This is a genomic window from Nonomuraea sp. NPDC050536, assembly GCF_044457685.1.
GTDB lineage: Bacteria > Actinomycetota > Actinomycetes > Streptosporangiales > Streptosporangiaceae > Nonomuraea.
Map to the genome: position 1 here is coordinate 325529 of NZ_JBITHD010000011.1, position 26644 is coordinate 352172.

Genomic DNA, 26644 nt, shown 5'->3' on the forward strand with positions numbered 1-26644 from the left:
AAGCGGTTTTCCACAAAGCGGAAAGAGGCCACATGGAGATCACCGGCCCGATGCTCGACGGGTTCGACGAGATCCTCACTCCCCAGGCGCTGGAGTTCCTGGAGAGGCTGCAGCGCGAGTTCGGCGCTCGCCGCCAGGAGCTGCTGGAAGTCCGCCAGGTACGGCAGGCCGAGCTGTCGGCCGGGGGCACTCTCGACTTCCTGCCCGACACCAAGGAGATTCGCGAGGGCCAGTGGCGTGTCGCGCCGCCGGCGCCCGGCCTCGAGGACCGCCGGGTGGAGATCACCGGCCCCGTCGACCGCAAGATGACCATCAACGCGCTCAACTCCGGCGCCAAGGTCTGGCTGGCCGACTTCGAGGACGCCAACTCCCCCCTCTGGGAGAACTGCGTGTCCGGCCAGCTCAACCTGCGTTCCGCACTGGACCGCACGATCGACTTCGAAAGCGGCGGCAAGCGCTACGAGCTGCGCCCCGACCAGGAGCTGGCCACGATCGTGGTGCGCCCGCGCGGCTGGCACCTGCCCGAGAAGCACGCGCTGGTCGACGGCGAGCCCATCTCCGCCTCGCTGTTCGACTTCGGCCTCTACTTCTTCCACTGCGCCAAGCGGCAGCTCGCCAAGGGCAAGGGTCCCTACTTCTACCTGCCCAAGATGGAGTCGCACCTGGAGGCCCGCCTCTGGAACGACGTCTTCGTCCGCGCCCAGGACCTGCTCGGGATCCCCCAGGGCAGCATCAGGGCCACCGTACTGATCGAGACCTATCCCGCGGCCTTCGAGATGGAGGAGATCCTCTACGAGCTGCGCGACCACTCGGCCGGGCTCAACGCCGGCCGCTGGGACTACCTGTTCAGCGTGATCAAGAAGTTCCGCACGCGCGGCCGCGAGTTCCTGCTGCCCGAGCGGAACGCGGTCACGATGACCGCGCCGTTCATGCGCGCCTACACCGAACTGCTGGTGCGCAGCTGCCACAAGCGCGGCGCGCACGCCATCGGCGGCATGGCGGCCTTCATTCCCAGCCGCAGGGATCCCGAGGTCAACGCCAAGGCGCTGGAGAAGGTCACCGCGGACAAGACGCGCGAGTCGGGCGACGGTTTCGACGGCTCCTGGGTCGCGCACCCCGACCTGGTCCCGGTCTGCCGCGAGGTGTTCGACGGCGTGCTCGGCGACAAGCCGAACCAGCTCGACCGGCTGCGCGAGGACGTCCAGGTCTCCGCCGCTGACCTGCTCAACGTCCAGCCGGGCGACATCACCGAGGCGGGCCTGCGCAACAATGTCGACGTGGCGCTGCGCTACCTGGCCGCCTGGATGGGCGGGCTCGGCGCGGTGGCGATCCACAACCTGATGGAGGACGCGGCCACCGCCGAGATCTCCCGCTCGCAGATCTGGCAGTGGATACACAACGACGTCACGCTCACCGACACGGGTGTCCAGATCACCCGCGAGCTGGTGGAGCAGATCATCGCCGACGAACTGGCCAATATCGCGACCGAGCCGGCATACGACGCGGAGCTGTACGGTCAGGCTGAGGCATTGTTCAAGGAGGTCGCTCTCAACGATGACTTCGCCGAGTTCCTCACCCTCCCCGCTTACGCCCGTATGCCGTGATCTGACCGCTCTGCTCGGCGAGCACGCGGTCATCACCGACCCGGTCAGGCTGCGCACCTACGAGTGCGACGGCCTGACCCACCACCGGGCGACCCCCGGCGTCGTGACGCTGCCCGACACGGCCGAGCAGATCGCCGCGATCGTGCGGATCTGCAATGAGTACGGCGTGCCGTTCGTGGCCCGCGGATCGGGCACCGGCCTGTCGGGCGGCGCGCTGCCCCGCGAGGACGGCGTGCTCATCGTCACCTCCAAGATGCGCCGCATCCTGGAGATCGACCTACCCAACCGGCGCGCCGTGGTCGAGCCTGGCGTGACAAACCTGGCGATCACCGAGGCCGTGCGCGACCAGGGCTACTACTACGCGCCCGACCCCTCGAGCCAGCAGATCTGCTCGATCGGCGGCAACGTCGCGGAGAACTCCGGCGGCGCCCACTGCCTGAAGTACGGCTTCACCGTCAACCACGTCGAGGCGTGCGAGATCGTCACCCCCGACGGCGACCTGGTCGGGCTCGACCGGATGAACCCGGGATACGACCTGCTGGGGGCTTTCGTCGGCTCCGAGGGCACGCTCGGCATCGCCACCAAGATCACGGTACGGCTCAGCCGTACACCCGAGTCCGTCATGACCGTGCTGGCGGCCTTCCACAGCATCGAGCAGGGCGGGCGGGCCGTGTCGGCGATCATCGGGGCCGGCATCGTCCCCGCGGCGATCGAGATGATGGACGCGCTGGCAATCGAGGCCGCGGAGGCCGCCGTGGCCTGCCGCTACCCCGAGGGCGCGGGAGCCGTGCTGATCGTGGAGCTGGACGGGCCCGAGGCCGAGGTGGCGCGGCAGTTCGAGCAGCTCGAGGAGATCTGCTCGGGCGCGTTCGAGCTGCGGGTGGCCGAGGACGCGGTCGAGCGCGCGGCGATCTGGAAGGGGCGCAAGTCGGCCTTCGCCGCGGTGGGCCGCATCAGCCCGGCCTACATCGTGCAGGACGGCGTCGTCCCGCGCACCTCGCTCGGGCGGGTGCTGGCGGCTATCGACGAGCTGTCGGCCGAGTACGGGATCCGGGTGGCCAACGTCTTCCACGCCGGCGACGGCAACCTGCACCCGCTGGTGCTCTTCGACGACGCGGAGGCGGGGGCGGGCGAGCGGGCCGAGACGGTGTCGGGGCGGATCCTGGACCTGTGCATCGAGCACGGCGGCTCGATCACGGGCGAGCACGGCGTTGGGGTGGACAAGTCCCGATATATGCCGAAGATGTTCTCGGAGGATGATCTCGACACGATGCAGCTGGTCCGGTGTGCTTTCGACCCGAAGAGCCTGTCCAACCCGGGCAAGGTCTTCCCCACGCCACGCCTGTGCGGCGAGGTCCCGGGCATCCGCAAGGGCGTCCACCCCCTGGTCGAATCGGGGAAGGCGGAGCAGTTCTGATGAAGCTGGCCGACACCGGGGTCACGGTGCGTGACACCGACGAGGAGGACGCGGTCGCCGGAGTCCTGCCTCGCTGGGTGGCGATGCCGGAGTCGGTGGAGGAGATCGCGGCCGTGCTGCGGGCCTGCGCCGAGGAGGACCTGGCCGTCGTGCCGGCGGGCGGAGGCACCAAGCTGCACTGGGGCGCGCCGCCCGAGCGGTGTGACGTGCTGCTCGACCTGTGCTGCATGAACGAGGTGCTCGAGCACGCCTCCGGCGACCTGGTCGTGCGCGTGCAGGCGGGCGTCACGATGGACACGCTCGCCGAGCGGCTGGCCTCCTCGGGCCAGGAGCTGGCGCTGGACGTGCCGTTCATGGAGAACACGACCGTCGGCGGCACGCTCGCCACCGCGACCGCCGGCCCCCGTTCCTTCCGGTACGGCGGGCCGCGCGACCTGCTGATCGGCATCACGGTCGTGCTGGCCGACGGCACCATCGCCCGCTCGGGCGGCAAGGTGGTCAAGAACGTCGCCGGCTACGACCTGGGCAAGCTCTTCACCGGCTCGTACGGCACGCTCGGGGTGATCGCCGAGGCCACGTTCCGGCTGCACCCACTGCCTGCCGAACGCGTGTGGATCACCGGCGAGGTGGCTCCCGAGGATGTGCAGGGGCTGGCGGCCGCGCTGGCGGCGAGCCAGGCGGAGCCGACCGCGGTCGAGGTCGACTGGCTGGATCCGCGCGGGCCGCTCACCGTGGCCGTGCTGGTGGAGGGCGCGACCGCCCGTGCCCGCGCCGACGCGCTGAACGCGCTGGTCGAGGGCGAGATCGGTGACGAGCCGCCGCCGTGGTGGGGGCTGATCACCAGCGACGACGTGCTGATCGACCTGCGCTGCCTGCCCGGCCAGGTGGGCGAGACGCTGGACGCGGTGCGCGGCGGTGGGCTGTCGCTGCGCGGGTCTCCCGTGACCGGGCGCTTCCACCTGGAGTCCTGGGGCGAGCTGACCAGGGACGAACTGGCCGCGGCCGTCGCCGGGCTGCGCAAGCGGGTGGCCGTGGTCACCGTGACGGCCTCGCCGTACCAGGACATCGACCGCTACGGCGAGGTGCCGGGGCTGGCGCTGATGCGGCGCGTGAAGGACCAGTTCGATCCCGGGCGCAGGATGTCTCCCGGCCGGTTCGTGGGAGGGATCTGAGGTGGAGCGGCGAGCCGGTCGGGAAAGGAGCGCGAGCATGGGCGCGGACCCGAAGCTGATCGACGACTGCGTGCACTGCGGGTTCTGCCTGCCCACGTGCCCGACCTATGTGCTGTGGGGCGAGGAGATGGACTCGCCGCGCGGGCGGATCCATCTGATGAAGCAGCACGCGGAGGGCACCCCGGTCACACCGGAGATGGCCGGGCACTTCGACGCCTGCCTGGGATGCATGGCGTGCGTGACCGCCTGCCCGTCGGGTGTGCGGTACGACCGGCTGATCGAGCAGACGCGGGCCGAGGTGGAGCGGGTCCACGTGCGGGATCCCCAGGAGCGGGCCGTGCGCGAGATCGTGTTCAGCCTGTTCCCCTACCCCCGGCGGCTGCGGCTGCTGCGGCCAGGGATGGGGCTGGCGGCGCGGCTGGCGCCCTTCCTGGAGCGGGTGCACCCGAGCCTGGGGGCGATGGCCGCGCTGACGCCCAAGGTGGAGCGCAGGCAGCGGCTGCCGCGCCGCGTCAGGGCGCGCGGGCCGCGGCGCGCGGTGGTGGGGATGCTCGTCGGGTGCGTGCAGCGGGAGTTCTTCCCGCAGGTGAACGCGGCCACGGCGCGGGTACTCGCGCTCGAGGGGTGCGACGTGGTGATCCCGCCGAGGCAGGGCTGCTGCGGGGCGCTCAGTGTGCACTCGGGGCGCGCCGACCAGGCCAGGCGGCTGGCCAAGCGGACGATACGGACGTTCGAGCGGGCCGGGGTGTCGGTGGTGGTGGTCAACGCCGCCGGGTGCGGGTCGTCGATGAAGGAGTACGCCGAGCTGCTGTCCGGTGAATGGGCGGCCAGGGCGCGCCGGATCAGGGTCGTCGATCTCGCCGAGTGGCTGGTCGAGCTGGGGCCGGTGGCCGAGCGGCATCCGCTGCCGGTGACGGTCGCCTACCACGACGCCTGCCACCTGGCGCACGCCCAAGGGATCAGGAGCCAGCCGCGGGCGTTGCTGGCCGGGATTCCCGGGCTGGCGCTGAAGGAGGTGCCCGAGGCCGCGATCTGCTGCGGGTCGGCGGGCACGTACAACATCTTCCAGCCCGAGGCCGCCCGTGACCTGGGCGACAGGAAGGCCAAGTCGGTCGCCTCCACCGGGGCCGAACTGCTGGTGTCGGCGAATCCGGGGTGCACGATGCAGATCGCCTCGGCGATGCGCCGGGCCGGGGGCGAGATCCGGGTCGCCCACACGGCCGAGGTCCTGGACGCCTCGCTGCGCGGGGTCGGCCTGTGAGCGAGCGTCGCAAGCGCGCTGCGGAGGGGTCCGCATGAGCGTGCAGTCGGTCGACCGGGCGCTGGACGTGCTGGAGGCGCTGGCGGAGCACGGGGGCGAGGCGGGGTTGTCGGAGATCGCCGCGCGCACCGGCCTGCCGTACGGGACCATTCACCGGCTGCTGCGCACGCTGCTCATGCGCGGGTACGTGCGGCAGGAGTCCGACCGGCGCTACGCGCTCGGTGGCGGGCTGGTACGGCTGGGCGGGATCGCCGAGCGGATGGTCGGGGTGTGGGCGCAGCCGTATCTGGCGCGGATGGTGGAGCTGTCGGGCGAGACGGCGAACCTGGCGGTGCTGGAGGGCGACTTCATCGTCTACGTGGCGCAGGCGGCCTCACCGCGCAGGCTGCGGATGTTCGCCGAGGTGGGACGGCGGGTGCTGCCGCACAGCACGGCCGTGGGCAAGGTGATGCTCGCCGACCGGCCCGCCGACGAGGTGCTCGGTCTCTTCGAGCGCACGGGGATGCCGCGGCGCACGGCCAACACGATCACCTCCGCGCAGGACATGCTGACGGAACTCGACCGCGTGCGGGTTCGCGGGTACGCGCTCGACCTGGGTGAAGAGGAGCTCGGGGTGCACTGCCTGGCGGTGCCGGTGCACGACGGCGACCGCGTGGTGGCCGCGATGTCGGTCTCGGGGCCGGCCGAGCGCATCGAGGCGCTCGATCGGGAGGAGCTGGCGGAGGGCATGCGCAAGATCGCCGACACCTTCGGCACCGAGCTGAGCCCCAACCCCCCAACGCGATGACTTCCATTTTGTACGGCAGGCCACCGCCACCGGCCGCTCACCGCACTTCGGCTGAGGGCCCCTGACCGGCGCTTGCGGCGAGTCGGTGCCGCGCACCCACCGTCACGGCGCCCGTGACCCGAGCACCGCGCTCCCCCGTCCCCGCCGCACAAGGCGCCGACTTCCACCGTCCCACTCCTCGCCGACCCGGCGCCCACCCACACCCGGGCACGCTCCCGCATCAGGGGCCAGCGTGACGCGGCACGACGCCCGCCCAGCGCGCTCCCGCGCCGGGGTCGGCGGGACCTGGTACGGCGGTCGGCCGCCGCGTTGTACGGCGGGTGGGTCGGGACCGTGGTGCGTGGGTTACGAAGCGCCGTGGCGGCGAGTAGCCGTCATCGACTCGCCGGAAGCGCCGGGCGCGGGTCCTCAGCCGAAGTGCGGCGGGCGGCCGGTTGCGGCGGCCTGCCGTACATCCTCTCGAGAGGGCCAGATCGCGAGGTGGCGGTCAGGTGAGGGGTTGGCGGAGGCTGAAGAAGCCGGCGGAGGTGCGCAGGTAGACGGTCCAGGCGGGCGGCTCGGACGCCTCGGGATAGGGCGTGATCGCGCCCACCGGGCGGCCGTCCAGGTAGGCCGCCGCCCAGCCGCCCTGGTCACGACACTCCCAGCCGAACAGCTCGGCGTAGAAGCGCTGGGCTCCGTCGGCGTCGCGGGTCAGGAGCTGGACCCAGCAGGGCGCCCCGTCCGGAAAGCTCATGGCCGGAGCCTTTCACAGCCGGCCGACAAATTACCTTGGAAGGCATGTGCAGAAGTATCAAGACCCTCCGCCCGCCGTACACGGAAGAAGTGACGGAGGCGGACGTTCGAGCGGCCGCCCTCCAGTTCGTCAGGAAGATCTCCGGCTTCCGCGCACCCGCCGCGCACAACGCCGAGGCCTTCGACCGAGCCGTCGAGATGATCACGAAAGCGTCAGAGGAACTGCTGGATTCGTTGCAGATCCGCGGTTCCCGTTGACAGGGTCCCCAGGGCGGAGAAACGTGCCGACTAACAGGCATCGGACCCTGGGGGGCTCCCATGATCAGCGGGCTTTATCAAGGTCAGGACGGCGACTCCAGGCTGGAGCTCCGTGTCGACGTGGACGGGCCGCGCCCGACCCGGCGGGTCAGCGGCGACCTGTTCTCGGTCGCGGGCGCGACCACCTCCTACGTCGGCTCGTTCGTGGCCGGCTCCGCCGACATCAGGGTGGAGGGTGACCAGGCCTGGATCGAGGGGCAGGCCACGTTCAGCCACCACGCGCTGAACACCTTCCTGGGCATCCACATCGCGCCCGAGGGCTCCGAGGCGGTCATCGACGGGCACACCTACCGGATCGCCAAGGCCTCGCCGTTCTTCAGAAGCGTGCTGCTGGAGCAGGACTCGGTGGTGGGCACCGTCCCGTTCGTGGAGTACGCCACGGGGCAGCTGCCGGCGCCCACGGGCTCGCCCGCCAGGACGCTGAACGTGGCGGCCGCCTACGCCGAGGCGGGCGTGGAGATCAAGACCGTGCCGCCGCACGTCATCCCGGTCGACGGGTCGGGCACCGACCTGGCCTGGGACGACGCCGAGCTGCACCACGCGATGGAGCAGCAGTTCAGCCTGTTCACGGACGCGCCGTCGTGGCGGGTGTGGCTGCTGGTGGCCAGCAAGCACGTGGGCGGCTACCGCGGCATCATGTTCGACTACAACGACGCGCACCAGCGCCAGGGCTCGGCCGTCTTCTACGACGCGATCAAGGGCGACACGCCGCAGGCGCAGCGCGCCCAGTTGCGCACCTACGTGCACGAGCTCGGCCACGCCTTCAACCTGCTGCACTCCTGGCAGAAGAACCTGGCCACACCGCCCCAGCCCCTCGGCCCGAGCGGCGGCTTCGGCGACCTGAGCTGGATGAACTACGTGCAGAACTACCTGCCCGGCGGCGAGCAGGGCTACTGGGCGGCCTTCCCGTTCCAGTTCACCGACCCCGAGCTCATCCACATCCGGCACGGCTTCTACCGCGACGTCGCGATGGGTGCCAACGCCTTCGGCACCGGGGCCGCCGAGATCGCGCCCTTCGAGCAGCCCGTCGCCGACGAGTCGGGGCTGGCGCTCGAGGTGCGGGGCAAGGACTCCTTCGCCTTCGGCGAGCCGATCGTGGTCGAGCTCAAGCTGGCCTACACGGGCGAGCCGCGCAGCACGCACGGCCACCTGCACCCCGACACGGAGTTCACCCAGGTCTGCATCACCCAGCCGAACGGCAGGACGGTGCTCTACCGACCGATGATGCGCTACTGCGTGGACACCTCCCCGCAGATCCGGCTGGACGAGACGCATCCCGCGCTATACCGCAGCGCCTACATCGGCCACGGCCGCGACGGCCACTACTTCCAGCAGCCCGGCGAGTACAAGGTCCGCGCCCAGTACATCGCGGCCGACGGATCGCGCATCGTCTCCCCCGCCCTCACTGTCCGCGTCCGCTACCCGGTCAACGCCGTCGACCACCAGGTCGCCGAGCTCATGCTGGGCGAGGAGCAGGGCAAGCTCTTCACGCTGCTCGGCTCGGACTCGCCGACGCTGCGCGCAGGCAACCAGGCACTGGACGAGGTCATCGACAGGTACGGCACGCATCCCCTGGCCGTCTACGCCCGGATGGTCAAGGGGCTGAACGCCGAGCGCGGCTTCAAGGCGATCACCAAGGACAAGCGCCTGCGGGTGCGCCCGCCGGACCCCAAGCAGGGTGCGGAGCAGCTGTCCGCGGTCGTGGCCGAGGATGGCATCGACAACATCACGCTCAACCTGGTCATGCGCCGCCTGGCCAGAGCCGAGGCGCGCCAGGGCGATCTGACCAAGGCCAACGCGGTGATGGACCAGATGGTGGACACGTTCGAGGCCAAGGGGGTCAACCCCATCGTGCTCGGCCAGATCAGGCGCCAGGCGGAGCTCACCAAGGAGGCACTCAGCGCCGAAGCCGGATGAGAACCGGATATATGGCGGTTTAGTGGCACTCGCTATACCTAGACTTTACGGAAAACGAAGTCTGGGGGTACGGCGGTGCGGGTGCGAGCAGTCCTGGCCGGGGTGACGGCTACGGCGATGCTGACCGGGTGCGGCGGATTACAGGCGCAGTCCGGGGCGGATGCCGGCAAGACCGCGCCCGCCAACGTGAGCGAGGCACGTAAGAAGCTGGACGCGCTGTCGGTCAAGGGCCGCGCCCCCAAGACGGGGTTCGACCGCGACAACTTCGGCCCGGCATGGTCGGACGTCGACCACAACGGCTGCGACACCCGTAACGACATCCTCAAGCGTGACCTCAAGGATGAGACGTTCAAGTCGGGCACCCATGACTGCATCGTGCTGACGGGCACGCTCAACGACCCGTACTCCGGCAAGACGATCAACTTCAAGCGCGGCAACGACACCAGCAGCGCGGTCCAGATCGACCACCTGGTGCCGCTCTCCGACGCCTGGCAGAAGGGCGCCCAGCAGTGGGCGGCCGACAAGCGCAAACAGTTCGCCAACGATCCGCTGAACCTGCTGGCCGTCGACGGGCCGCTCAACAACCAGAAGAGCGACTCCGACGCCGCCACCTGGCTGCCGCCGCGCAAGGGCTACCGCTGCGCCTACATCTCACGCCAGATCGACGTGAAGACCAAGTACGCCCTCTGGATCACCGCGGCAGAAAAGACCGCGATGGAGGGCGTCCTGTCCTCCTGCTAGGTCCCGTCCGTGTACGGCGGGCGGCCGGTGGGGCGGCCTGCCGTACCAGGAGGGGGCTGGAGGTCGGTCAGGAGCGGCCGTAGGAGTCTTCGAGGCGCTCGATGTCGTCCTCGTCGAAGTGGCCGAAGGCGATCTCCAGGATGCGCGTGGCCGGCCCCGAGGAGCTGAGGCGGTGGGTCTGGCCGCGGTGGATCAGGACGCGCTCGCCCACGGCGGGCTCGATGCGCTTCCCGTCCACCTCGAAGACGCAGCCGGGGTCGAGCGCCACCCACAGCTCGTCACGGTGCTCGTGGCGCTGCAGGCTGAGGCGCTGCCCGGGCGACACGTCGATGATCTTCACGGTGGACTCTTCGTTGAGCGTGAAGCGGTCGAAGCCACCCCACGGCCGCTCGTCACGGATCACTGCGTCAAGCCTGTCGATGTCCTGCACCATTTCCTCCGTACCGGTGAAGTCGGCAAACGCCGCAGAAAGCTATCAGGTGACCAGGAAACCGCCGTCCACGGGGAGGGCCACCCCCGTGACGTACGACGAGGCGTCACTGGCCAGGAAGACGGCGGCGGCCACCAGCTCCTCCGCCTCCCCCGAACGTCCCATGAGCACCCGCTGCTCCAGCATCCGGTCGATGTAGCCGGGCATGAACTGCTCGGTCATCTCCGAGGCGAAGAAGCCAGGTTCGAGGCAGTTGACGCGGATCCCGCGCCGGCTCGTCCACTGCTGGGCCAGGTCCCTGGTCAGGCCGACGATCGCGGCCTTCGAGGCGCTGTAGGCGGCCTGGGGCAGCCCGGCGGTGGTCTCGCCCAGGATGCTGCCGATGTTCACGATCGACGAGCCGGGGCGCATCACGCGGGCGCAGGCCTGCGCCATCCAGTACGTGCCGTTCAGGTTCACGTCGATCACGCGGCGGAACTCGTCAGGCTCCTCGCGCAGGGCCGGCACCGCGGTGCCCACCCCGGCGTTGTTGATCAGCACGTCGACGCCGCCCAGCTCGGTCACGGCCGCCTCGACCAGCCTGGCGCACTCCTCGGGCGAGGTCACGTCGGTCTGTACGGCGAGGCAGCGCCGCCCGGTCTCCTCCACCTGGCTCCGCGTGGCCTGCAACCCGTCCAGCCTGCGCGCCCCGATCACCACGTCGGCGCCGGCCTCGGCCAGCCCCCGGGCGAACGCCACGCCCAACCCCGACGAGGCCCCGGTGACGATCGCCACCTTCCCGTCCAGCCGGAACCGCTCGAGCACCACCCGGCACCACCCTTCCCAACGCCGTCCTGCCGCAACTCGTGCCCGGGCCGGCCACCGTACGTGGAGAGCCGACCATCGCCGGGGGCCCGTGATGAGGACCCCCGGGGGTGTCGGAGCGGGTTAGAGGCCGTATTCCTTGACGATGCGCTCGTGGCGTTCGACCTCGACGTCGACCTCCTTGGCCAGGTCGAGCCAGGCCAGGGGGTGCGACCAGCGCTCCGTGGCGTCGTCGAGGAGGGCGTCCACCTCGACCGCCGTCACGGTGGGCGGAACCGCGACCCAGCCGAAGACGCCGGGGAGGGGCTCGCCGCTGGTCGGGTGGGTGACCTTGTAGTTCTCGTCGCTGTAGACCCACATCGGCCAGCCGCGCTCGGCCATGACCTCGGTGAACTCGGCCCAGTCACTCTCGCTCGGCGCCGCGCCGTCGAAGAAGTAGCTGTTGTACCCGCCGGGCTGCAGGATGCGGACCGCCGCGAAGGGCGGCACGAAGTTCTGCTGCTCCTGCGGGTCCTCGGGCACGGGCTCGAGCAGCTGCGGGTCGAAGACGACCAGGTCGCCCGCGTTGTACTCCATGCCGCGCGGCTGCGGCAGCGCGAGGCGGGCCGTGGCGGGTCCGGTGCGGATGGACAGCACCTGGCGCTGGCCGCCGTCGGGCGCGGGGAGGATGACCCGGATGAGGCCCATCTCCTCGTCGATCGGCCCGGACGCCGACTTGATCGGCATGCCGATCTTGGCGGTGCCCTTGCGGACAGTGTCCCAGTCTTCCGCCGAGGTGGCCATGACGATCATGCGCCAGACGTCCTCGTCGGCCAGCTCGTCGATGACCTCCAGCAGCACCTGGGCGCCCCTGGCGTTGTCGTCGACCTGCTGGGCGGCGGCCGACACCAGGCGGCGGGCCTCGATGCCGCCGCCGGCGGTCACGGCCTGCTCAGCCTCCTGCAGCGTCTCCTGCCAGCGCTCGCGGGCGCTGTGGAGGCGGGCCAGCGCGAGGTGGCGGAAGGCGTCGGGCAGCATCGCCGCCATCTGCTCCAGCCGCTCGTCCTGGCGGGCCTCGACCAGCAGCGTGCTCAGGAACGTCACGTCGTCGGCGTCGGCGGTGGCGATCTCGCCGCTGTCGACGAGCATCTTCCAGTAGATGTCGGCGCCCACGGCCGGGTAGCCGAGGAAGCCCATCGTGGTGGTGTGGCGGCGGGTGGCCTCCAGGTCGGTGCCCGACAGCGGGGCCAGCCAGCCGATCCACTTCTCCGGGTCGGCGTTGTAGCCGTCGGCGGCGTCGAAGTAGGCGACCAGCTCGGCCTCGGGGCCGGGGGCGGCCGGCTCGGTGGTGGACTCGGCCCTGGCGCGCAGCTCGGCGATCCGCTCGGCGACGCCTTCAGTCGTGCGCAGCTCGGTGGCGGCCGACTCGGCCAGGTCGGCGAGCAGCTTGACCTGCCAGATGCCCTGCCGCTGCACGGCCAGGTCGCCGGCGATCAGGGCCAGCTCGACCCTGGCGCGGTAGCCGCCCATGGTGGCGAAGTAGTCGATCCACTGGCGCAGCACGCGGCCCAGCTGCCAGGTGTTGGTGATCTGCGAGGAGGAGGCGAGCAGGCTGACGGCCCGCGCCCACTCCACGAACACCCGCGGGTGGTCGCCCACCACGTCCAGGTCGGGCAGCGCGTCGACGGCCTCGGCGGTGCGGCCGAGCGTGGCCAGGATGAGCGCGCGGCGGACCCCGTCGCGGTGCGGCTTGGCCACCGGATCGTCGGCCTGGAAGCCGCTGGCGGCCTGCAGCGCGTTGAGCGCGTCCTCGGCCCGCCCGGCGGCGAGCAGCGCGCGGGCGCTCTCGGCGCCCAGCTCCCAGCTGGCCTCGCGGCCCGCCGCGCGCAGCCGCTCGACGGCGGACTCGGCGTAGGCGGCGGCCTCGCCGACCCGGTCGGCGTCGATGAGCGCGCCGACGTACTGGGTGATCAGGCCGGTGTAGGCCGGGTTGGCAGGCTCGAGCTCCTCGATGACCGCGCCGAGGGTCTCAAGCCGCTCTGCGGCGTATCCGGGGCCGTCGGCGTTGGCCCAGGCGACGGCCAGCGCCTCGACGGCGGCCGGGGTGGCGGGGCACTCGCGTACCTCTTCGCGCTGAGCGAACGACAGAAGCTCCTCGGCGTCGCCGATGGCCACCGCGCCCTGCACCCGGTCGCCGATGCGGCCGATCAGGTGCCAGTAGCGGGCGTAGAACTCCAGCCATGGCAGCTGGAGGGACTCCGCCTGCTGGGCGATGGCCGGGGCCATCACGTCCAGCTGGGGATACCGTCCCTCGTAGGCCTGTGCGGGGAGGTCTCCCAGCGCCATGGCGAGGCCCACGTCGCCCGCCTCAGAAAGCTGCTGCTGGGTTTCGCCGACCCAGGCCCAGATGTCCACGTCCATGAGCCATCAGTCTGCCAGGTCAATGTGCATGCCCAAAACGCAGAAGCTCGATGAGCTCGTCCGATTCGCCGTCGCCGAGCACCGCGAAGATCGGTGCCATGAGCTCGTCGGTGACGGCCTCCGCCTCGGCGCGCCGCCGCACGGCCTCGGGGCTCGGCTTGGCATACGGCTCGGGCCAGCGGAAGAACTTGGCGATCATCTCGCCCGACGCGTGCCCGAAGGGGGTGCCGTCGTGGTCGGCGGCCAGCGTGGCCTCCAGCGGCTCCAGCCCGGCGGCGATCACCGCGTTGGCGTGCAGCCCGCCGCGCAGCTCCCGGACCACGTGCATGAGCTGCGCGGCCCGCGCGGGCGCGTCGTCAGGCAGGGGTACGGCCCGCCATCCGGCGAACAGCGGAGCGCCCACCGACGAGGCGCGCTCCACGACGGTCTCGAGCAGCTCGGCGACCCTGGCGCAGCCGTCGTGACCGCCGAGCTTGCGCCTGCCCCACTCGTGGCAGGCCCGCGCGTAGAGCTCGACCGCCTTGTCCACGGGCAGCTTCCTGCCGCCGTCCCAGCTCTCCTTGACGTGCTCGTAGGGGAAGAACACCGCGACGGAGTGCACCACGTCCGCGTCACACTCGCCGAGCACGCCGCAGCGGCCGCGGAAGTACAGCTCGCGCGGGCCGAGTCCGTGCTCCTCGCACAGCGCCTTGGCCTCCCTGGAGAGCATGAACCCGCCGCCGTACTGACCGATGGGCGCCTTGACCTGGATAGCCGTAGTCCGTGGATCAGCCATGGACACAGCATCGCTCAAGAGAACATTATTCTGCAAGATGGCGGAGATCGCCCTCGGCGATGATCGCCGCTGGACCCGCCAGGTAGCTGGTGTGCTCGTCCAGCGTGACCGTCAGGGTCCCGCCGAGGACCTCCACGGCCCACGTGCCGGTCGTCTCCCCCGTCAGCGCCGCGGCGGCGACGGCGGTGGCCACCGCGCCGGTGCCGCACGAGCGGGTCTCACCCACCCCGCGCTCGAAGACCCGCATCAGCGCCCGGCGCTCGCCCACCGCGTTGAGGAACTCGATGTTGACGCCGGTGGGGAACACCCCGGGATCGAAGCCGGGCTGGTGGGTGAGGTCGAGCTGGGCGACGGGCTCGCCGATGACGCAGGCCAGGTGCGGGTTGCCCATGTCGACGTGCAGCCCGACGAACTCGTGGCCGCCCAGGGAGGCGACGCTCTCGCCGTAAACAGTGGGCCTGCCCATGTCCACGCTCACGTCGCCGCTGGATTCCATGCGCACCCGCCTGATGCCGCCCCTGGTGGCGATGCCGAACTCGGCGGACTCCGCCAGGCCGGCCTCGATCAGGTAGCGCGCGAAGACGCGGACGCCGTTGCCGCACATCTCGGCCATGCTGCCGTCGGCGTTGCGGTAGTCCATGAACCATTCGGCCCGTCCGGCCTGGTCGCTCGCCTCGTGGCTCAGCTTGGCGCGCACCACCCGGAGCACGCCGTCGGCGCCGATGCCCGCCCGCCGGTCGCAGATCTGCGCGACGAGCGCGGCGGTCACCTCGAGCTCGCCATCGAAGTCGGGAAGGATGACGAAATCGTTCTCGGTGCCGTGGCCCTTCAGAAAGCGCATTCAACAATTTTATGCCGAGTTTCCGCCCCCGATCAGCGCCAGGGACCGTTCGAGCAGGTCAGGGGCGTCATATGGCACCCACACGACTCTGGGGTCACGCCTGAACCACGACTCCTGGCGGCGGGCGAAGCGCCGGGTCGCTCTGATCGTCTCGGCCATCGCCTGCTCCTCGCTCCACTCCCCGTCCAGGAACCTGAGCACCTGGGCGTAGCCGAGGGCGCGGCCGGCCGTACGGCCCTCCGCCAGGCCCTGCCCGAGCAGGCCCCGCACCTCCTCCACCAGGCCCGCCTGCCACATCCGCTCGACGCGCAGCTCGATGCGGGCGTCGAGCTCGGGCCTGGGCACCTCCAGGCCGATCTGGACGTTCGGGTAGACCGCGTCGTAGGTGGGCATCGTGGCCGAGAACGGCCGGCCGGTGAGCTCGAAGACCTCCAGCGCGCGCACGATGCGCCGGCCGTTGCTGGGCAGGATCGCCGCGGCGGCGGCCGGGTCGACGGACTTCAGCCGCTCGTACAGGGGTTCGCCGGCGGCGAGCTCGGCCTCGAGCCGCGCCCTGATCTCCGCGGAGGTGCCGGGGAACTCCAGCTCGTCCAGCGCCGCACGCACGTACAGCCCGCTGCCTCCGACGAGCACCGGCACCGCGAGGGACTCGATGAGCGGGCGGACCAGCCTCTGGTACTCGGCGACGCTGGCCGTGACCGTCACGTCCCAGATGTCCAGCAGGTGGTGCGGCACCCCGCGCTGCTCGCTTGGGGAGAGCTTTGCTGTGCCGATGTCCATACCTCGGTAAAGCTGCATAGAGTCGGAATTGACGCACTCGCCCCCCAGGCGGAGGGCGATATCCACGGCGAGGTCGGACTTTCCTGCCGCCGTGGGACCCACGACGGCGATGACTGGCTGCTTGCGCACACGGATAAGTGTGTCAACTGTCTGGGTACTCCTGGGACAGACGGCGCCTCGGGCGTCGACCACGGGACGACCATCGGGGGAAACGATGTCGATTTTCGACAAGGTCAAGGAGATGTTCGGGGGCACGGCCGAGAAGCTGAAGGACATCCCCGAGCAGGGCGGTATGAAGGACAAGGCCGACGAGATGCGCGGCCAGGCGGAGGACACCGCCACGGGCGGCATCGACCAGGTATCCGACTCGGCCAAGGAGAAGACGGGCGGCAGGTTCGACGAGCAGATCGACCAGGGCTCGGACACGGCCAAGGGAGCCGCCGACAAGATCGACGGCCAGGAAGGTTGATCAGAACAGATCGAGCAGCGTCGGCTGCAGGTATCCCTCGTGGGTCAGCAGCCAGCGCTTGGTCTCCACGCCGACGCCACCGCTGAAGCCGCCGAGCCCGTTGCCGGCGACCACGCGGTGGCACGGCACGACGATCCCCAGCGGGTTTCCGGCCATGATGGACCCGATCCCGCGGGCGGGCACGCCGGTGCCACTGAGCCGGGCGAGCTCGCCGTAGGTGACGACCGTGCCGTAGGGCACCTCGTGCAGCGCCTGCAGGACGCGCCGCCGCGAACCGGAGGACAGCCGCCAGTCGATGGGCGTCTGGAAGGTACGCAGTTCTCCGGCGAAATAAGCCTTCAGCTCACTGACCGCGAAAGCCGTACGATCCGGGTCATGAACCTCAGGGATGCCGAGGTCCCGACGCCCGCCCCAGCCGGTGGTCGCCAGGCCGACCTCTGTCACGGCCATCACGAAGGGGCCGACAGGCGTCGGCACTTCGGCGAACGCGACGGTGTCCATCATGTCCTCACGTGAACTCGTGGTGCTCGGCACCTCCAGCGCGGTGCCTACCAGACACCGTAACCACAATGGCTACCTTCTGCGCTGGGATGGACAAGGCTTCCTTTTCGACCCGGGCGAGGGGACGCAGCGGCAGATGCTGCTCGCCGGGGTGACCGCGCACCAGGTGAACTGGATCTGCCTGACCCACTTCCACGGCGACCACTGCCTGGGCGTGCCGGGCGTCATCCAGCGCATCGCGCGCGACAGGGTCGAGCATCCCGTACGGGCGATCTTCCCGGAGTCGGGCCAGGAGTACTGGAACCGGCTCAGGCACGCGGCCGTCTTCGCCGACACCGACGTGATCAGCGAGGTCCCGATCTCCGGCGAGGTCTTCGAGGAGCCGCCGCTGACCGCGCGCCGCCTGTCGCACCCCGTCGAGTCGTACGGCTACCGCCTGCAGGAGCCGTCAGGCAGGCGGATGCTGCCCGACCTGCTGCGCGCGCACGGGATCACCGGGCCCGAGGTGGGCGAGCTGCAGCGCACGGGCTCGGTGCGCGGGGTCACGATGGAGGAGTGCAGCGTGCCACGGTCCGGGCAGAGTGCCGCGTTCGTGATGGACACCCGCATCTGCGACGCGGTGTTCGAGCTGGCCAACGACGTGGACCTGCTGGTGATCGAATCGACGTTCCTGTCGTCGGAGAGCGGGCTGGCCAAGGAGTACGGTCACCTGACCGCCTTCGAGGCCGGGCTGGTCGCGGCCGAGTGCGGGGTCAACCGGCTGGTCCTGACCCACTTCTCCGAGCGCTACCGGCAGGCCGAGGAGCCCGCCTTCCGCGAAGAGGTGCGGCGCAGCTTCGACGGTGAGCTGATCGTGGCGCGCGACCTCATGCGGGTGCCGGTGCCACACCGTCACCGCCACACGCCGACGACGTAGCCGACCCCGTAGGGCGCGATGTCGGCCAGCAGCCGACCGCTGTAGTGCCCCTCCTCTGCCGCCCCGGCCAGCACCTGCAGCGCCGCGCGCCCGCCGACCCACAGGCGCTCCGCCTCGCCGGGGTCGAGCGCCGCCAGCGCGCCCGCGTCGGCCTCCGCGACCGCCTTGACGATCATCTCCTGGTACGGCGGGGCAGCCGGATCGTAGTAGCCCGGCGCCTTCTCGGTGAGGCAGGCCGAGCCGTCGGCCATCACCAGCAGCCCGACGCGCCCCTCGGCGGCCAGGTCCCGGCCGAGCGCCAGGCAGGCGGCGGGCGATGCGTCGGCGGCGACCGCCTGGAACCGGTCGGGATCGTCGTCGAGCAGCCACCGCCCGATCGTCAGCGACAGCGGCAGCGTGGGCTCGCCGTGCCCGGTCCTGACGTCGACGCCCCACGGGGCCATGGAGCCCGCCGACCGCCCGCCGTACACCCTGGTCTGCGGTGCGGTGCCGACGACGACCAGCACGTCGGGGTGGGCGGCGCGCAGCTCGGCGACGGCCCGCGCGCACGCGGTGCGCAGCTCGTCCAGCTCGGGAGCGGCGGCGCCGGCCAGCTCGGGCACGATCAACGGCGGGTGCGGGCAGACGGCCGCGGCGACTAGCACGCCAGCCAGGCTAGTCGAGGGCGGCGTGGACGCGGCGCAGCAGCCCGTGCAGGATGTCCCGTTCCGCCGCGTCGAGCGGGGCGAGCAGTTGTTCGCGCACCTCGTGGACCTGCTCGCGCATGCGGGCCAGCGACTCGCTGCCCGCCTCGGTGATCTGGACGATGACGCGGCGGCGGTCGCCGGGGTCGCGGGCGCGTTCGACCTCTCCCCATCCGGCCAGTTCCTCCAGGGCCTTGGCCACGTCGCTCGGGTCGATGCCCAGGCGCGGCGACAGGTCGCGCTGGGCCGTGGGAGACGAGGCCAGGGCGTGCAGGATCCGCATGTGCCACATGCGCCGGCCGTCCTGCGCCAGGCGGGCCGCGACACGGCCTCGCGCCGCCTTGCCCACCTGGGACAGCAGATATGGGGTGAATTCGTTCACGGAAAATATTATAGGGTTACACCCATGGATTCTCTGTATCCGCGCGTGGTCGTGGACGACTTCGCCCGCGCCTTCCGGTTCTACGAGGCCGTGCTGCCCGCGCTCCTGGGCGCCAAGCTGATCAAGGGGACCGCCGACGGGCCCTACGCCAACTGGGACGTCGCCGACCAGGCCGTCCTGGTGCTCATCCACCGGTCGTTGGTCGCGGGGACGGCGGAGCCGGGCGGCCCGGGCGACAGGACCATGTTCGTCAGCCGGGTCCAGTCGGTCGACGAGGCCTACGCGCTGTGCGTGGAGCACGGCGCCACGCCGGTCACCGCGCCGGTGGACCGGCCCGAGTGGGGGCCGGGCCTGCGCACCGCCCACGTGCGCGACCCCGAGGGCAACCTGTGGGAGCTGCAGTCCTACTGATAGGGGTTGCGACCGTCCTTGACGGCCTGGATCAGCGACCTGGTGTAGGCGTGCGCCGCCCGGTGCAGGCCGTGGCCGAAGCTGATCCTGGCCACCCCGAGCTCCGCCAGCTCGGCCAGTGACGGGCTGGTGGGGCGGAACAGCACGTTGACCCTGCCGTCGAGCTCGGCGGCCAGTGTGCGGATGTGCCCGGCGTCGTCGACGCCGATCGGGTAGACGCAGTCGGCGCCCGCCTCCAGGTACCGCCTGCCGCGCTCGACGGCGGCCTCCACGGTGCCGTCGCCGCTCACGTAGGTGTCGACGCGCGCGTTGATCACCAGGTTGGGCCCGGCGGCGGCCCTGACCTCGGCCAGGAACTCCGCCTGCACTCCCGGGTCGACCAGCTCGTCGGTGCTGGGGTCGCTGTCCTCCAGGTTGCAGCCGACGGCGCCGGTGGCCAGCAGGCGCTCGACCAGCTCGACGGGCTTGAGCCCGTAGCCGCGCTCCACGTCGGCGGTCACGGGGCAGTCCACCACGGCCACGATGCGCGCGATGGCGGCCAGCATCTCGGCCACCGGCGTCGCCTCGCCGTCGTCGTAGCCCAGCACCTGCGCCACCGCCGCGCTCCCGGTCGCGACCACCGGGAACCCGGCCTCCACCACGGCCCTCGCGGACGCGGCATCCCAGACGTTGGGCAGCACCAGCGGGTTTCCCGGGACATGCAGGGCGCGCAGGATCGCCGCACGGTCATCGCTCATACCCCGACCCTAGGCGGCTGGATGGCCCTCCAGAAGGTCCACTGCGGCCACTAACTGCCAAGCCACTTCACCCGTACGGCGAGATCCTCTTGTACGGCGAGCCGCCGCCGGCCAGGTGCGCGGGTGGGTCAGCAGCCGGACTTGGAGCACTGGCCGGCCAGTTCGCCTGCCGGGCCGTTGGCGGGGTTGTCGGGCTGGTCCTCCTGGGTGGGCTTGGTGGTGGCAGTGGTGTTCTTGCCTGCCGAGCCTGAGTCGATGCCCTTGTCGGTGGTCTGCTTGCCGGTCTGCTGCGCGGGTTGCTGGGGCGTGCCGTCAGCGGGGGTGCCCGATTGCGGGTCGCCGTTGGTGGCATCGCCGTTCGTGGCGTCGCCGCTCGTGACGTCACCGTTGGTCGCGTCGCCGTTGGTCGCGTCGCCGTTGGTGGCGTCGCCGTTGGTGGCCGCCTTGTTCTGGGGTGGGGTGGCGGGAGCGGTGGTCTGGGTGGCTTGGGCGGCGGGGGCGTCGGAACGGTTGGCCAGGGCGTAACCGATGCCACCAGCCGCGAGCACGGCCACGAGGGCCGAGGCAGCGAGGATGAGGGGTTTCCTGTTGGTGGTGCGTGGCCGGTGATCGTCGTTGCTGAGGGTTTCTGAACGATTCTGCTCGGTCATGAGGGGGACTTCTCCCTGCGGTCGTATCGGGAAAGCTCTCCGGCTTCCGCGGGCGATGGACCACACTAGCCGCAGCAGTGGAATGCTCGCGCACCAATCACAGAGGAATCACGACTTGTCCGATCTTAGAGCTATTAGCCCAGGTCGTCGGGCATGGGTGGCGCCGGTCGTGAGCGTCGCGGGAGTCCTCGCCACGGCGGGCCTCGGCATTTCCCTGGCCGTGCTGGGAAGCCGCCAGCCGCCCCAGGAAAACACGGCGGCATTGCATCGGGAAACACCGCTTTCCCCTTCACAAAGCACCATCAGATGGGATCCGCCTCCGGTGGTGGGCGCAGATTCCGTGCGCGCTTCAGTGCTGGGATGGATCGAGCCGTTCCCCCCACCCGCACTCGCCGACGGGTTCCTCTCGCCGGGCGCTACTTCGCAGGCAGCCCCTGAAGGAACAGACCCGGCCCATTGGGTAGGCCCGAGCTACCCGCAGGAAAGTGCAACATCACCAGGCCACGGCGCAGGGACGTCAGGCGATGCGCCGCGCGTCTTCTCCCCCGAGGCCGTCCCCCCGGCCCCGCAGCCCGCGACCGCCGCGCCCCCGCAAACCGCGACCCCGCGTACGGCGCCGCAGCCCGCACCGGTGGCGACCGCGGTGACGACCACACTGGCCCCACGCAGGCAGCCCGTCCCGGCAGGCGGGCCGAACCCGTGCGCCACGTTCAGCGACTTCCGCCGCCCCTACTGCGAGCAGGCCATGAACGACCTGGCCCACCGCTGAACGGCCAGCCGTACAGGAAAAGCCCACGACCGCTGAACGGCGGGCCGTGCAGGAAGGAAGGTGTCAGTGGGCCGAGCAGGCGCCGGCCGGAGCAGGCGTGGGAGCGGGGCGGCCGCGGGTGGGCATGCCGAGCAGGACGCCCGGAGCCGCGGGAGCCTCGCGCCTGGCCTGCCAGGCGTCGCCCGCGCGGGTGCGCCGCAGCGCCAGGGGCTGCCCGTCGGCGACCAGGTGGTGCGGCGCGGCGTAGGTGACCTCGACGGTGACCATGTCGCCGGGCCTGGGCGTGTCCTCACCGACCGTGAAGTGGACGAGCCGGTTGTCGGGCGCGCGGCCGGACATGCGGTGCGTGACCTCGTCCTTGCGGCCCTCACCCTCGGCGACCAGCACCTCCAGCGTGCGGCCGACCTGCTTCTTGTTCTCCTCCCACGAGATCTCCTCCTGCAGGGCGACCAGGCGCTCGTAGCGCTCCTGGACGACCTCCTTGGGCACCTGGCCGGGCATGGTGGCCGCGGGGGTGCCGGGGCGGATGGAGTACTGGAAGGTGAAGGCGTTGGCGAAGCGGCTCTGCCGTACGACGTCGAGCGTCTCCTGGAAGTCCTCCTCGGTCTCGCCGGGGAAGCCGACGATGATGTCGGTGGAGATGGCGGCGTCGGGCATCGCGGCGCGGACGCGCTCGATGATGCCGAGGTAGCGCTCCTTGCGGTAGGAGCGGCGCATCTCCTTCAGCAGCCGCGAGGAGCCCGACTGCAGTGGCATGTGCAGCTGGTGCATGACGTTGGGCGTCTCGGCCATGGCGGCGATGACGTCGTCGGTGAAGGCGGCCGGGTGCGGCGAGGTGAAGCGCACACGCTCCAGCCCTTCGACGGAGCCGCAGGCCCTGAGCAGCTTGCCGAACGCCAGCCGGTCGCCGAACTCGACGCCGTAGGTGTTGACGTTCTGCCCGAGCAGGGTGACTTCCAGGACGCCCAGGTCCACCAGCGCCTGGACCTCGGCCAGGACGTCGCCGGGCCGCCGGTCCTTCTCCTTGCCGCGCAGCGACGGCACGATGCAGAACGTGCAGGTGTTGTTGCAGCCGACCGAGACCGACACCCAGGCCGCGTAGGGCGACTCCCGCTTGGTGGGCAGCGTGGAGGGGAAGACCTCCAGCGACTCCTTCAGCTCGACCTGCGCCTCGCCCTGGATGCGGGCCCGCTCGAGCAGCACCGGCAGCGAGCCGATGTTGTGGGTGCCGAACACGACGTCCACCCAGGGCGCCTTGCGGACGATCTCGCCCTGGTCCTTCTGCGCCAGGCAACCGCCCACGGCGATCTGCATGCCAGGTTTGGCGGCCTTCACCGGACGCAGGTGGCCGAGGTTGCCGTACAGCCTGTTGTCGGCGTTCTCCCGGACGGCACACGTGTTGAACACGACCACGTCGGCCGCCTCGCCTTCGGGGGCGGGCACGTAGCCCGCGTCCTCCAGCAGGCCCGACAGCCGCTCGGAGTCGTGCACGTTCATCTGGCACCCGTATGTGCGCACTTCATAGGTGCGGGCGCTCTCCTGGGTCACAGTCATCGCGTGTTCAAGGGTAGTCCTTGTACGGCAAGCATCGCCCCTGACAAGGGGACTCCACTCCCGCCCCTCGCGCATTGTCATCAGGGGCAGGAATTTGTCGGTGTTTTCCCTAGTCGCCGGATCCAAAAGGCCAGCTTGGTGGCATGATGTGATCGGATCGGTACCACGCGGTTAGTGCACAGCGTCCAAGTAACCTCTACGTTTTGATCCATGACGGAGAACGGGGACGCGGCTCCACTGGTGCAGTTGGAGGGCGTCAACAAACACTTCGGGGCGTTGCACGTCCTGAAGGACATCAACCTGACCGTCTCCCGTGGCGAGGTACTGGTCGTGATCGGCCCGTCAGGTGGCGGGAAGTCCACGCTCTGCCGGGCCATCAACCGCCTGGAGACCATCGACGGCGGCACCATCGTCTTCGACGGGCAGCCGCTGCCGGAGGAGGGTAAGGCGCTGGCCAAGCTGCGCTCGGACGTCGGCATGGTGTTCCAGTCCTTCAACCTGTTCGCCCACAAGACGATCCGCGAGAACGTCACTCTCGGGCCGGTCAAGGTGCGCAGGAAGGACAGGAACGCCGCCGACAAGCGGGCCATGGAGCTGCTCGAGCGAGTGGGGATCGCCGCGCAGGCCGACAAGTACCCAGCCCAGCTGTCGGGTGGCCAGCAGCAGCGGGTCGCCATCGCCAGGGCGCTCGCGATGGATCCGAAGATGATCCTCTTCGACGAGCCGACGTCTGCCCTGGACCCGGAGATGGTGCAGGAAGTGCTCGATGTCATGATCGATCTGGCCCGCGACGGCATGACGATGATGGTCGTCACCCACGAGATGGGATTCGCCCGCAGAGCGGCCAACCGGGTGGTGTTCATGGCCGACGGACAGATCGTCGAGGAGAACACCCCCGACGAGTTCTTCACCAACGCCCAGACCGACCGGGCGAAGGACTTCCTCTCGAAGATCCTCACGCACTGAGATTGAGGTAACGAACTATGCAGATGCGTCGAACGGGGGCGGTCTTCGCCGTCGCGGCACTGGCGCTGGGAGTCGCCGCCTGTGGTGGCAACAAGACCTACTCCTCCCTGAGCGAGAAGCTCAAGGACTCCAACGAGGTGACCGTCGGCACCAAGTGGGACCAGCCGAGCCTGGGTCTCAAGCAGGGTGACGCGCCCGTCGGCTTCGACGTCGACGTGGCCAAGGCGGTGCTGAAGGAGATCAACGGCGGCAAGGACCCGAAGATCACCTGGAAGGAGTCCGCCTCCTCCAACCGTGAGGCGTTCCTGTCCAACGGCACCGTGGACATCATCTTCGCCACGTACTCCATCACCGACGCCCGCAAGCCCAAGGTCACCTTCGGCGGGCCGTACGTGATCGCGCACCAGGACGTCATGGTCCGTAAGGACGACACGTCCATCACCAAGCCGCAGGACCTGGCCAACAAGCGCATCTGCAAGGCGGCCGGCTCCAACTCCTACAAGCGGATCACCGAGCCGCCGCCGGACGGCCAGCTGGGCCTGTCCACCGCCAAGACGGTGGACGCCGCCAACTACTCCGAGTGCGTGCAGAAGCTGAGCGGCAGCAACCTCGACGCCGTCACCACCGACGACCTGATCCTGGCGGGCTTCGCCAAGCAGGCCGGCGGCAACTTCAAGATCCTCGGCCAGCCGTTCACGGACGAGAAGTACGGCATCGGCCTGAAGAAGGGCGACAAGACCACCTGCGAGGCCGTGAACGTGGCGGTCAAGAAGCTGTGGGACAACGGGACCATGAAGCAGCTGCTGGACAAGTGGTTCGGCGGCACGGAAGGTCTGAAGCTGTCCGAGACCGCTCCGCCCGCGGAGGGGTGCAGCTAGTCACACTGAGAGGCGGCGGCCGTGAAGCGGCCGCCGCTCTCCTTTGTGGTGGGGAGAACGATGAAAGATCTGTTCGATTACGCGGGCGCGCTCGCGGTCGGCTTCCTGCACAACGTCGAGCTGGCCGTGCTGTGCGCGGTCTTCTCGCTGATCCTCGGCACGATCCTGGTGGCGATGCGGGTCTCGCCGACGCCCGTACTGCGTGCCGCGGGCACCCTGTACGTCAACATCGTCAGGAACACGCCGCTGACACTGATCCTGGCCTTCTCCGCGCTGGGCCTCAGTGACACACTCGGGCTGACGTTCTCCGAGGAGCCGCGGACGAACTCGTTCTGGCTGGTGGTGCTGGGCCTGTCCGCCTACACCGCCTCCTTCGTCTGCGAGGCGCTGCGCTCGGGCATCAACACGGTGCCGATGGGCCAGGTCGAGGCCGCCAGGGCCATCGGGCTGACCTTCATGCAGTCGCTGCGGCTGATCATCCTGCCGCAGGCGTTCAGGGCCGTCGTCGCGCCGCTGGCCAGCGTGATCATCGCGATGACCAAGAACACGACCGTCGCGGTGGCGGGCGGCTACCTGGCCGAGGTCTCCTACGTGATGAAGGAGACCTTCGACACCACGGGCGTCTCCATCCCGATCTTCGTGGCCATCGTGCTGGCCTTCATGGCGATCACCCTTCCCGTCGGCTGGCTCGGCGGCCGGCTGTCCAAGCGCATGGCGGTGGGCCGATGAGCACCTCGGTACTGTTCGACGCCCCCGGGCCGCGCGCCAGGGTTCGCAACGGCATCCTCACCGTGGTCGGCATCGCGCTGGTCGCGGCCGTCCTCTGGTTCATCTACAGCGGCTTCGACAAGAAGCACCAGTGGGACGGCAAGATCTGGCAGCCGTTCCTGACGGCCGAGGTCTGGACCGACTTCATCATCCCCGGCCTACGCGGCACGCTGTCGGCCGCGGCGGTGGCGGCCGTGCTCGCCCTGGTCTTCGGCGCCGTATTCGGCCTGGGCCGCCTGTCGGAACACGCCTGGATCAGCAAGCCCGCCGGGTTCGTCGTGGAGGTCTTCCGGGCGATCCCGCTGCTGCTGCTCATCTTCTTCCTCTTCTACTTCGCGCCGAGCGTATTCGGCGGCGGCGACTGGGCCTTCTTCGCCCTGGTCGCGGGCCTGATGTTCTACAACGGGTCGGTGCTGGCCGAGGTGATCAGGGCCGGTGTGGGGGCGGTGCCCAGAGGCCAGTCCGAGGCCGCCTTCGCGATCGGCATGCGCAAGAACCAGGTGATGCGGCTGGTCCTGCTCCCGCAGGCCGTCACCTCGATGATGCCGGCGATCGTGAGCCAGCTGGTCGTCCTGCTCAAGGACACCGCGCTCGGCTACATCATCGCCTACGTGGACCTGCTGAACTACGGGTTCAAGATCCTGCCGTCCGCGCACTTCGGCTCGCTGATCCCGGCGGCGATCGTCATCGGCGTGATCTACGTCGGGCTGAACATGCTGCTCAGCCAGTTCGCCACCTGGCTGGAGAAGCGCAGCCGGCGCAGCAAGAAGACCGCCGCCCCGCCGATCGTCGCCGCGGTTCCTGGCGCGAGCCTGGAGGACGCGGGCGTGGCCGACCTCAACGAGGGTGCCGATTAGGAGCCGTCGTGGGGGGGGGGGCCGGCCCCCCCCCCCCCCCCCCCCGGGGTGGGGGGGGGGGGGGTGGGGGGTGTTGGTGTTCACCAAAAAAAACAACCACCAAGGGCCCCACAAAGGGGGC

At 70.3% G+C, this 26644-nt stretch carries 29 protein-coding genes; 16 read left to right on the top strand and 13 right to left on the bottom strand.

What is annotated here, in order from left to right:
* Positions 1-32 precede the first annotated feature (32 nt).
* Genes aceB through ACIBHX_RS29730 form a run of 5 tightly spaced genes read left to right on the top strand, consistent with a single transcriptional unit; the run spans position 33 to position 6241 of the window.
* On the top strand, positions 33-1604 hold the full coding sequence (aceB, locus tag ACIBHX_RS29710) for a malate synthase A (protein WP_397070593.1): 1572 nt from the start codon (positions 33-35) through the stop codon (positions 1602-1604).
* Positions 1555-3021 (top strand): FAD-linked oxidase C-terminal domain-containing protein, encoded by a 1467-nt coding sequence (locus ACIBHX_RS29715; protein ID WP_397070594.1) that lies wholly within the window; start codon positions 1555-1557, stop codon positions 3019-3021. Before aceB ends, ACIBHX_RS29715 begins: the two co-directional genes overlap by 50 nt.
* Positions 3021-4193: an FAD-binding oxidoreductase gene (locus ACIBHX_RS29720; protein WP_397070595.1), complete on the top strand. Its 1173-nt coding sequence runs from the start codon at positions 3021-3023 to the stop codon at positions 4191-4193. Before ACIBHX_RS29715 ends, ACIBHX_RS29720 begins: the two co-directional genes overlap by 1 nt.
* Positions 4194-4230: 37 nt before the next feature.
* Positions 4231-5454: a (Fe-S)-binding protein gene (locus tag ACIBHX_RS29725; RefSeq protein ID WP_397070596.1), complete on the top strand. Its 1224-nt coding sequence runs from the start codon at positions 4231-4233 to the stop codon at positions 5452-5454.
* Positions 5455-5488: 34 nt separating this feature from the next.
* Entirely contained in the window at positions 5489-6241 is a 753-nt protein-coding gene (locus ACIBHX_RS29730; RefSeq protein WP_397070597.1) for an IclR family transcriptional regulator, read from the top strand.
* 487 nt (positions 6242-6728) lie between these two features.
* Here ACIBHX_RS29730 and ACIBHX_RS29735 read toward each other — a convergent pair whose 3' ends face one another.
* Positions 6729-6977: a hypothetical protein gene (locus tag ACIBHX_RS29735; protein WP_397070598.1), complete on the bottom strand. Its 249-nt coding sequence runs from the start codon at positions 6975-6977 to the stop codon at positions 6729-6731.
* A 44-nt stretch (positions 6978-7021) separates the two neighbouring features.
* Here ACIBHX_RS29735 and ACIBHX_RS29740 point away from each other — a divergent pair, with 44 nt between their 5' ends.
* The 3 genes from ACIBHX_RS29740 to ACIBHX_RS29750 all read left to right on the top strand — a co-directional run bounded on the left by ACIBHX_RS29740 (position 7022) and on the right by ACIBHX_RS29750 (position 9952).
* Complete coding sequence (locus ACIBHX_RS29740; RefSeq protein ID WP_397070599.1) at positions 7022-7234, top strand: DUF2277 domain-containing protein; 213 nt, start codon at positions 7022-7024, stop codon at positions 7232-7234.
* A 60-nt stretch (positions 7235-7294) separates the two neighbouring features.
* Positions 7295-9211: a hypothetical protein gene (locus ACIBHX_RS29745; protein ID WP_397070600.1), complete on the top strand. Its 1917-nt coding sequence runs from the start codon at positions 7295-7297 to the stop codon at positions 9209-9211.
* 81 nt (positions 9212-9292) lie between these two features.
* Complete coding sequence (locus tag ACIBHX_RS29750; protein WP_397070601.1) at positions 9293-9952, top strand: HNH endonuclease family protein; 660 nt, start codon at positions 9293-9295, stop codon at positions 9950-9952.
* 67 nt (positions 9953-10019) lie between these two features.
* On the opposite strand, the gene ACIBHX_RS29755 is transcribed toward ACIBHX_RS29750, so the two are convergent.
* The 6 genes from ACIBHX_RS29755 to miaA form a co-directional block, all read right to left on the bottom strand.
* Positions 10020-10355, bottom strand: a complete 336-nt coding sequence (locus ACIBHX_RS29755) for a phosphomannose isomerase type II C-terminal cupin domain (RefSeq protein WP_397070602.1) — start codon at positions 10353-10355, stop codon at positions 10020-10022.
* 72 nt (positions 10356-10427) lie between these two features.
* Positions 10428-11189, bottom strand: a complete 762-nt coding sequence (locus ACIBHX_RS29760) for an SDR family NAD(P)-dependent oxidoreductase (protein ID WP_397070603.1) — start codon at positions 11187-11189, stop codon at positions 10428-10430.
* Between the two features lie 120 nt (positions 11190-11309).
* The gene (locus ACIBHX_RS29765) at positions 11310-13586 is read right to left on the bottom strand and encodes a tetratricopeptide repeat protein (RefSeq protein WP_397070604.1); all 2277 of its coding nucleotides are present in this window, start codon (positions 13584-13586) and stop codon (positions 11310-11312) included.
* 19 nt (positions 13587-13605) lie between these two features.
* Positions 13606-14361 (bottom strand): hypothetical protein, encoded by a 756-nt coding sequence (locus ACIBHX_RS29770; RefSeq protein ID WP_397070605.1) that lies wholly within the window; start codon positions 14359-14361, stop codon positions 13606-13608.
* Positions 14362-14386: 25 nt separating this feature from the next.
* On the bottom strand, positions 14387-15202 hold the full coding sequence (gene dapF / locus ACIBHX_RS29775) for a diaminopimelate epimerase (RefSeq protein WP_397070606.1): 816 nt from the start codon (positions 15200-15202) through the stop codon (positions 14387-14389).
* Positions 15203-15211: 9 nt separating this feature from the next.
* Complete coding sequence (miaA, locus tag ACIBHX_RS29780; protein WP_397070608.1) at positions 15212-16111, bottom strand: tRNA (adenosine(37)-N6)-dimethylallyltransferase MiaA; 900 nt, start codon at positions 16109-16111, stop codon at positions 15212-15214.
* A gap of 85 nt (positions 16112-16196) precedes the next feature.
* Between miaA and ACIBHX_RS29785 the strand changes: the two genes are divergently transcribed.
* Positions 16197-16451, top strand: coding sequence for an antitoxin (locus ACIBHX_RS29785; RefSeq protein WP_397070609.1), 255 nt, complete (start codon positions 16197-16199; stop codon positions 16449-16451).
* On the opposite strand, the gene ACIBHX_RS29790 is transcribed toward ACIBHX_RS29785, so the two are convergent.
* Positions 16452-16955, bottom strand: coding sequence for a methylated-DNA--[protein]-cysteine S-methyltransferase (locus ACIBHX_RS29790; RefSeq protein WP_397070610.1), 504 nt, complete (start codon positions 16953-16955; stop codon positions 16452-16454). It abuts the gene before it with no gap.
* Here ACIBHX_RS29790 and ACIBHX_RS29795 point away from each other — a divergent pair.
* Positions 16954-17868 (top strand): ribonuclease Z, encoded by a 915-nt coding sequence (locus ACIBHX_RS29795; RefSeq protein WP_397070611.1) that lies wholly within the window; start codon positions 16954-16956, stop codon positions 17866-17868. The two genes, ACIBHX_RS29790 and ACIBHX_RS29795, sit on opposite strands and share 2 nt — an antisense overlap.
* Here the strand turns inward: ACIBHX_RS29795 and ACIBHX_RS29800 are convergent.
* Complete coding sequence (locus ACIBHX_RS29800; protein ID WP_397070612.1) at positions 17844-18512, bottom strand: class III extradiol dioxygenase subunit B-like domain-containing protein; 669 nt, start codon at positions 18510-18512, stop codon at positions 17844-17846. The two genes, ACIBHX_RS29795 and ACIBHX_RS29800, sit on opposite strands and share 25 nt — an antisense overlap.
* 10 nt (positions 18513-18522) lie before the next feature.
* Entirely contained in the window at positions 18523-18933 is a 411-nt protein-coding gene (locus tag ACIBHX_RS29805; protein ID WP_397070613.1) for a MarR family winged helix-turn-helix transcriptional regulator, read from the bottom strand.
* Positions 18934-18957: 24 nt separating this feature from the next.
* On the opposite strand from ACIBHX_RS29805, the gene ACIBHX_RS29810 reads away from it, so the two are divergent.
* Positions 18958-19344: a VOC family protein gene (locus ACIBHX_RS29810; RefSeq protein ID WP_397070614.1), complete on the top strand. Its 387-nt coding sequence runs from the start codon at positions 18958-18960 to the stop codon at positions 19342-19344.
* Here the strand turns inward: ACIBHX_RS29810 and ACIBHX_RS29815 are convergent.
* Together ACIBHX_RS29815 and ACIBHX_RS29820 are read right to left on the bottom strand one after the other, a co-directional pair.
* A complete protein-coding gene (locus tag ACIBHX_RS29815; protein ID WP_397070615.1) occupies positions 19338-20081 on the bottom strand; it encodes an isocitrate lyase/phosphoenolpyruvate mutase family protein in 744 nt (247 codons plus the stop codon). The two genes, ACIBHX_RS29810 and ACIBHX_RS29815, sit on opposite strands and share 7 nt — an antisense overlap.
* A 128-nt stretch (positions 20082-20209) precedes the next feature.
* A complete protein-coding gene (locus tag ACIBHX_RS29820; protein WP_397070616.1) occupies positions 20210-20731 on the bottom strand; it encodes a hypothetical protein in 522 nt (173 codons plus the stop codon).
* A gap of 643 nt (positions 20732-21374) precedes the next feature.
* Between ACIBHX_RS29820 and ACIBHX_RS29825 the strand changes: the two genes are divergently transcribed.
* Positions 21375-21500, top strand: coding sequence for a hypothetical protein (locus ACIBHX_RS29825; RefSeq protein WP_397070617.1), 126 nt, complete (start codon positions 21375-21377; stop codon positions 21498-21500).
* A 63-nt stretch (positions 21501-21563) separates the two neighbouring features.
* Here the strand turns inward: ACIBHX_RS29825 and miaB are convergent, their stop codons facing one another.
* Positions 21564-23054 carry a tRNA (N6-isopentenyl adenosine(37)-C2)-methylthiotransferase MiaB gene (miaB, locus tag ACIBHX_RS29830; RefSeq protein ID WP_397070618.1) on the bottom strand — a complete coding sequence of 497 codons (1491 nt, stop codon included), beginning with the start codon at positions 23052-23054 and terminating at the stop codon, positions 21564-21566.
* A gap of 210 nt (positions 23055-23264) precedes the next feature.
* Here miaB and ACIBHX_RS29835 point away from each other — a divergent pair, with 210 nt between their 5' ends.
* The 4 genes from ACIBHX_RS29835 to ACIBHX_RS29850 are packed head-to-tail and all read left to right on the top strand — an operon-like array spanning position 23265 to position 26523.
* A complete protein-coding gene (locus ACIBHX_RS29835) occupies positions 23265-24020 on the top strand; it encodes an amino acid ABC transporter ATP-binding protein (RefSeq protein WP_397070619.1) in 756 nt (251 codons plus the stop codon).
* 17 nt (positions 24021-24037) lie between these two features.
* Complete coding sequence (locus tag ACIBHX_RS29840; protein WP_397070620.1) at positions 24038-24898, top strand: glutamate ABC transporter substrate-binding protein; 861 nt, start codon at positions 24038-24040, stop codon at positions 24896-24898.
* Between the two features lie 60 nt (positions 24899-24958).
* Positions 24959-25627: an amino acid ABC transporter permease gene (locus ACIBHX_RS29845; protein ID WP_397070621.1), complete on the top strand. Its 669-nt coding sequence runs from the start codon at positions 24959-24961 to the stop codon at positions 25625-25627.
* Positions 25624-26523 (top strand): amino acid ABC transporter permease, encoded by a 900-nt coding sequence (locus tag ACIBHX_RS29850; protein WP_397070622.1) that lies wholly within the window; start codon positions 25624-25626, stop codon positions 26521-26523. The genes ACIBHX_RS29845 and ACIBHX_RS29850 overlap by 4 nt, the downstream gene beginning before the upstream one ends.
* Positions 26524-26644: the final 121 nt, after the last annotated feature.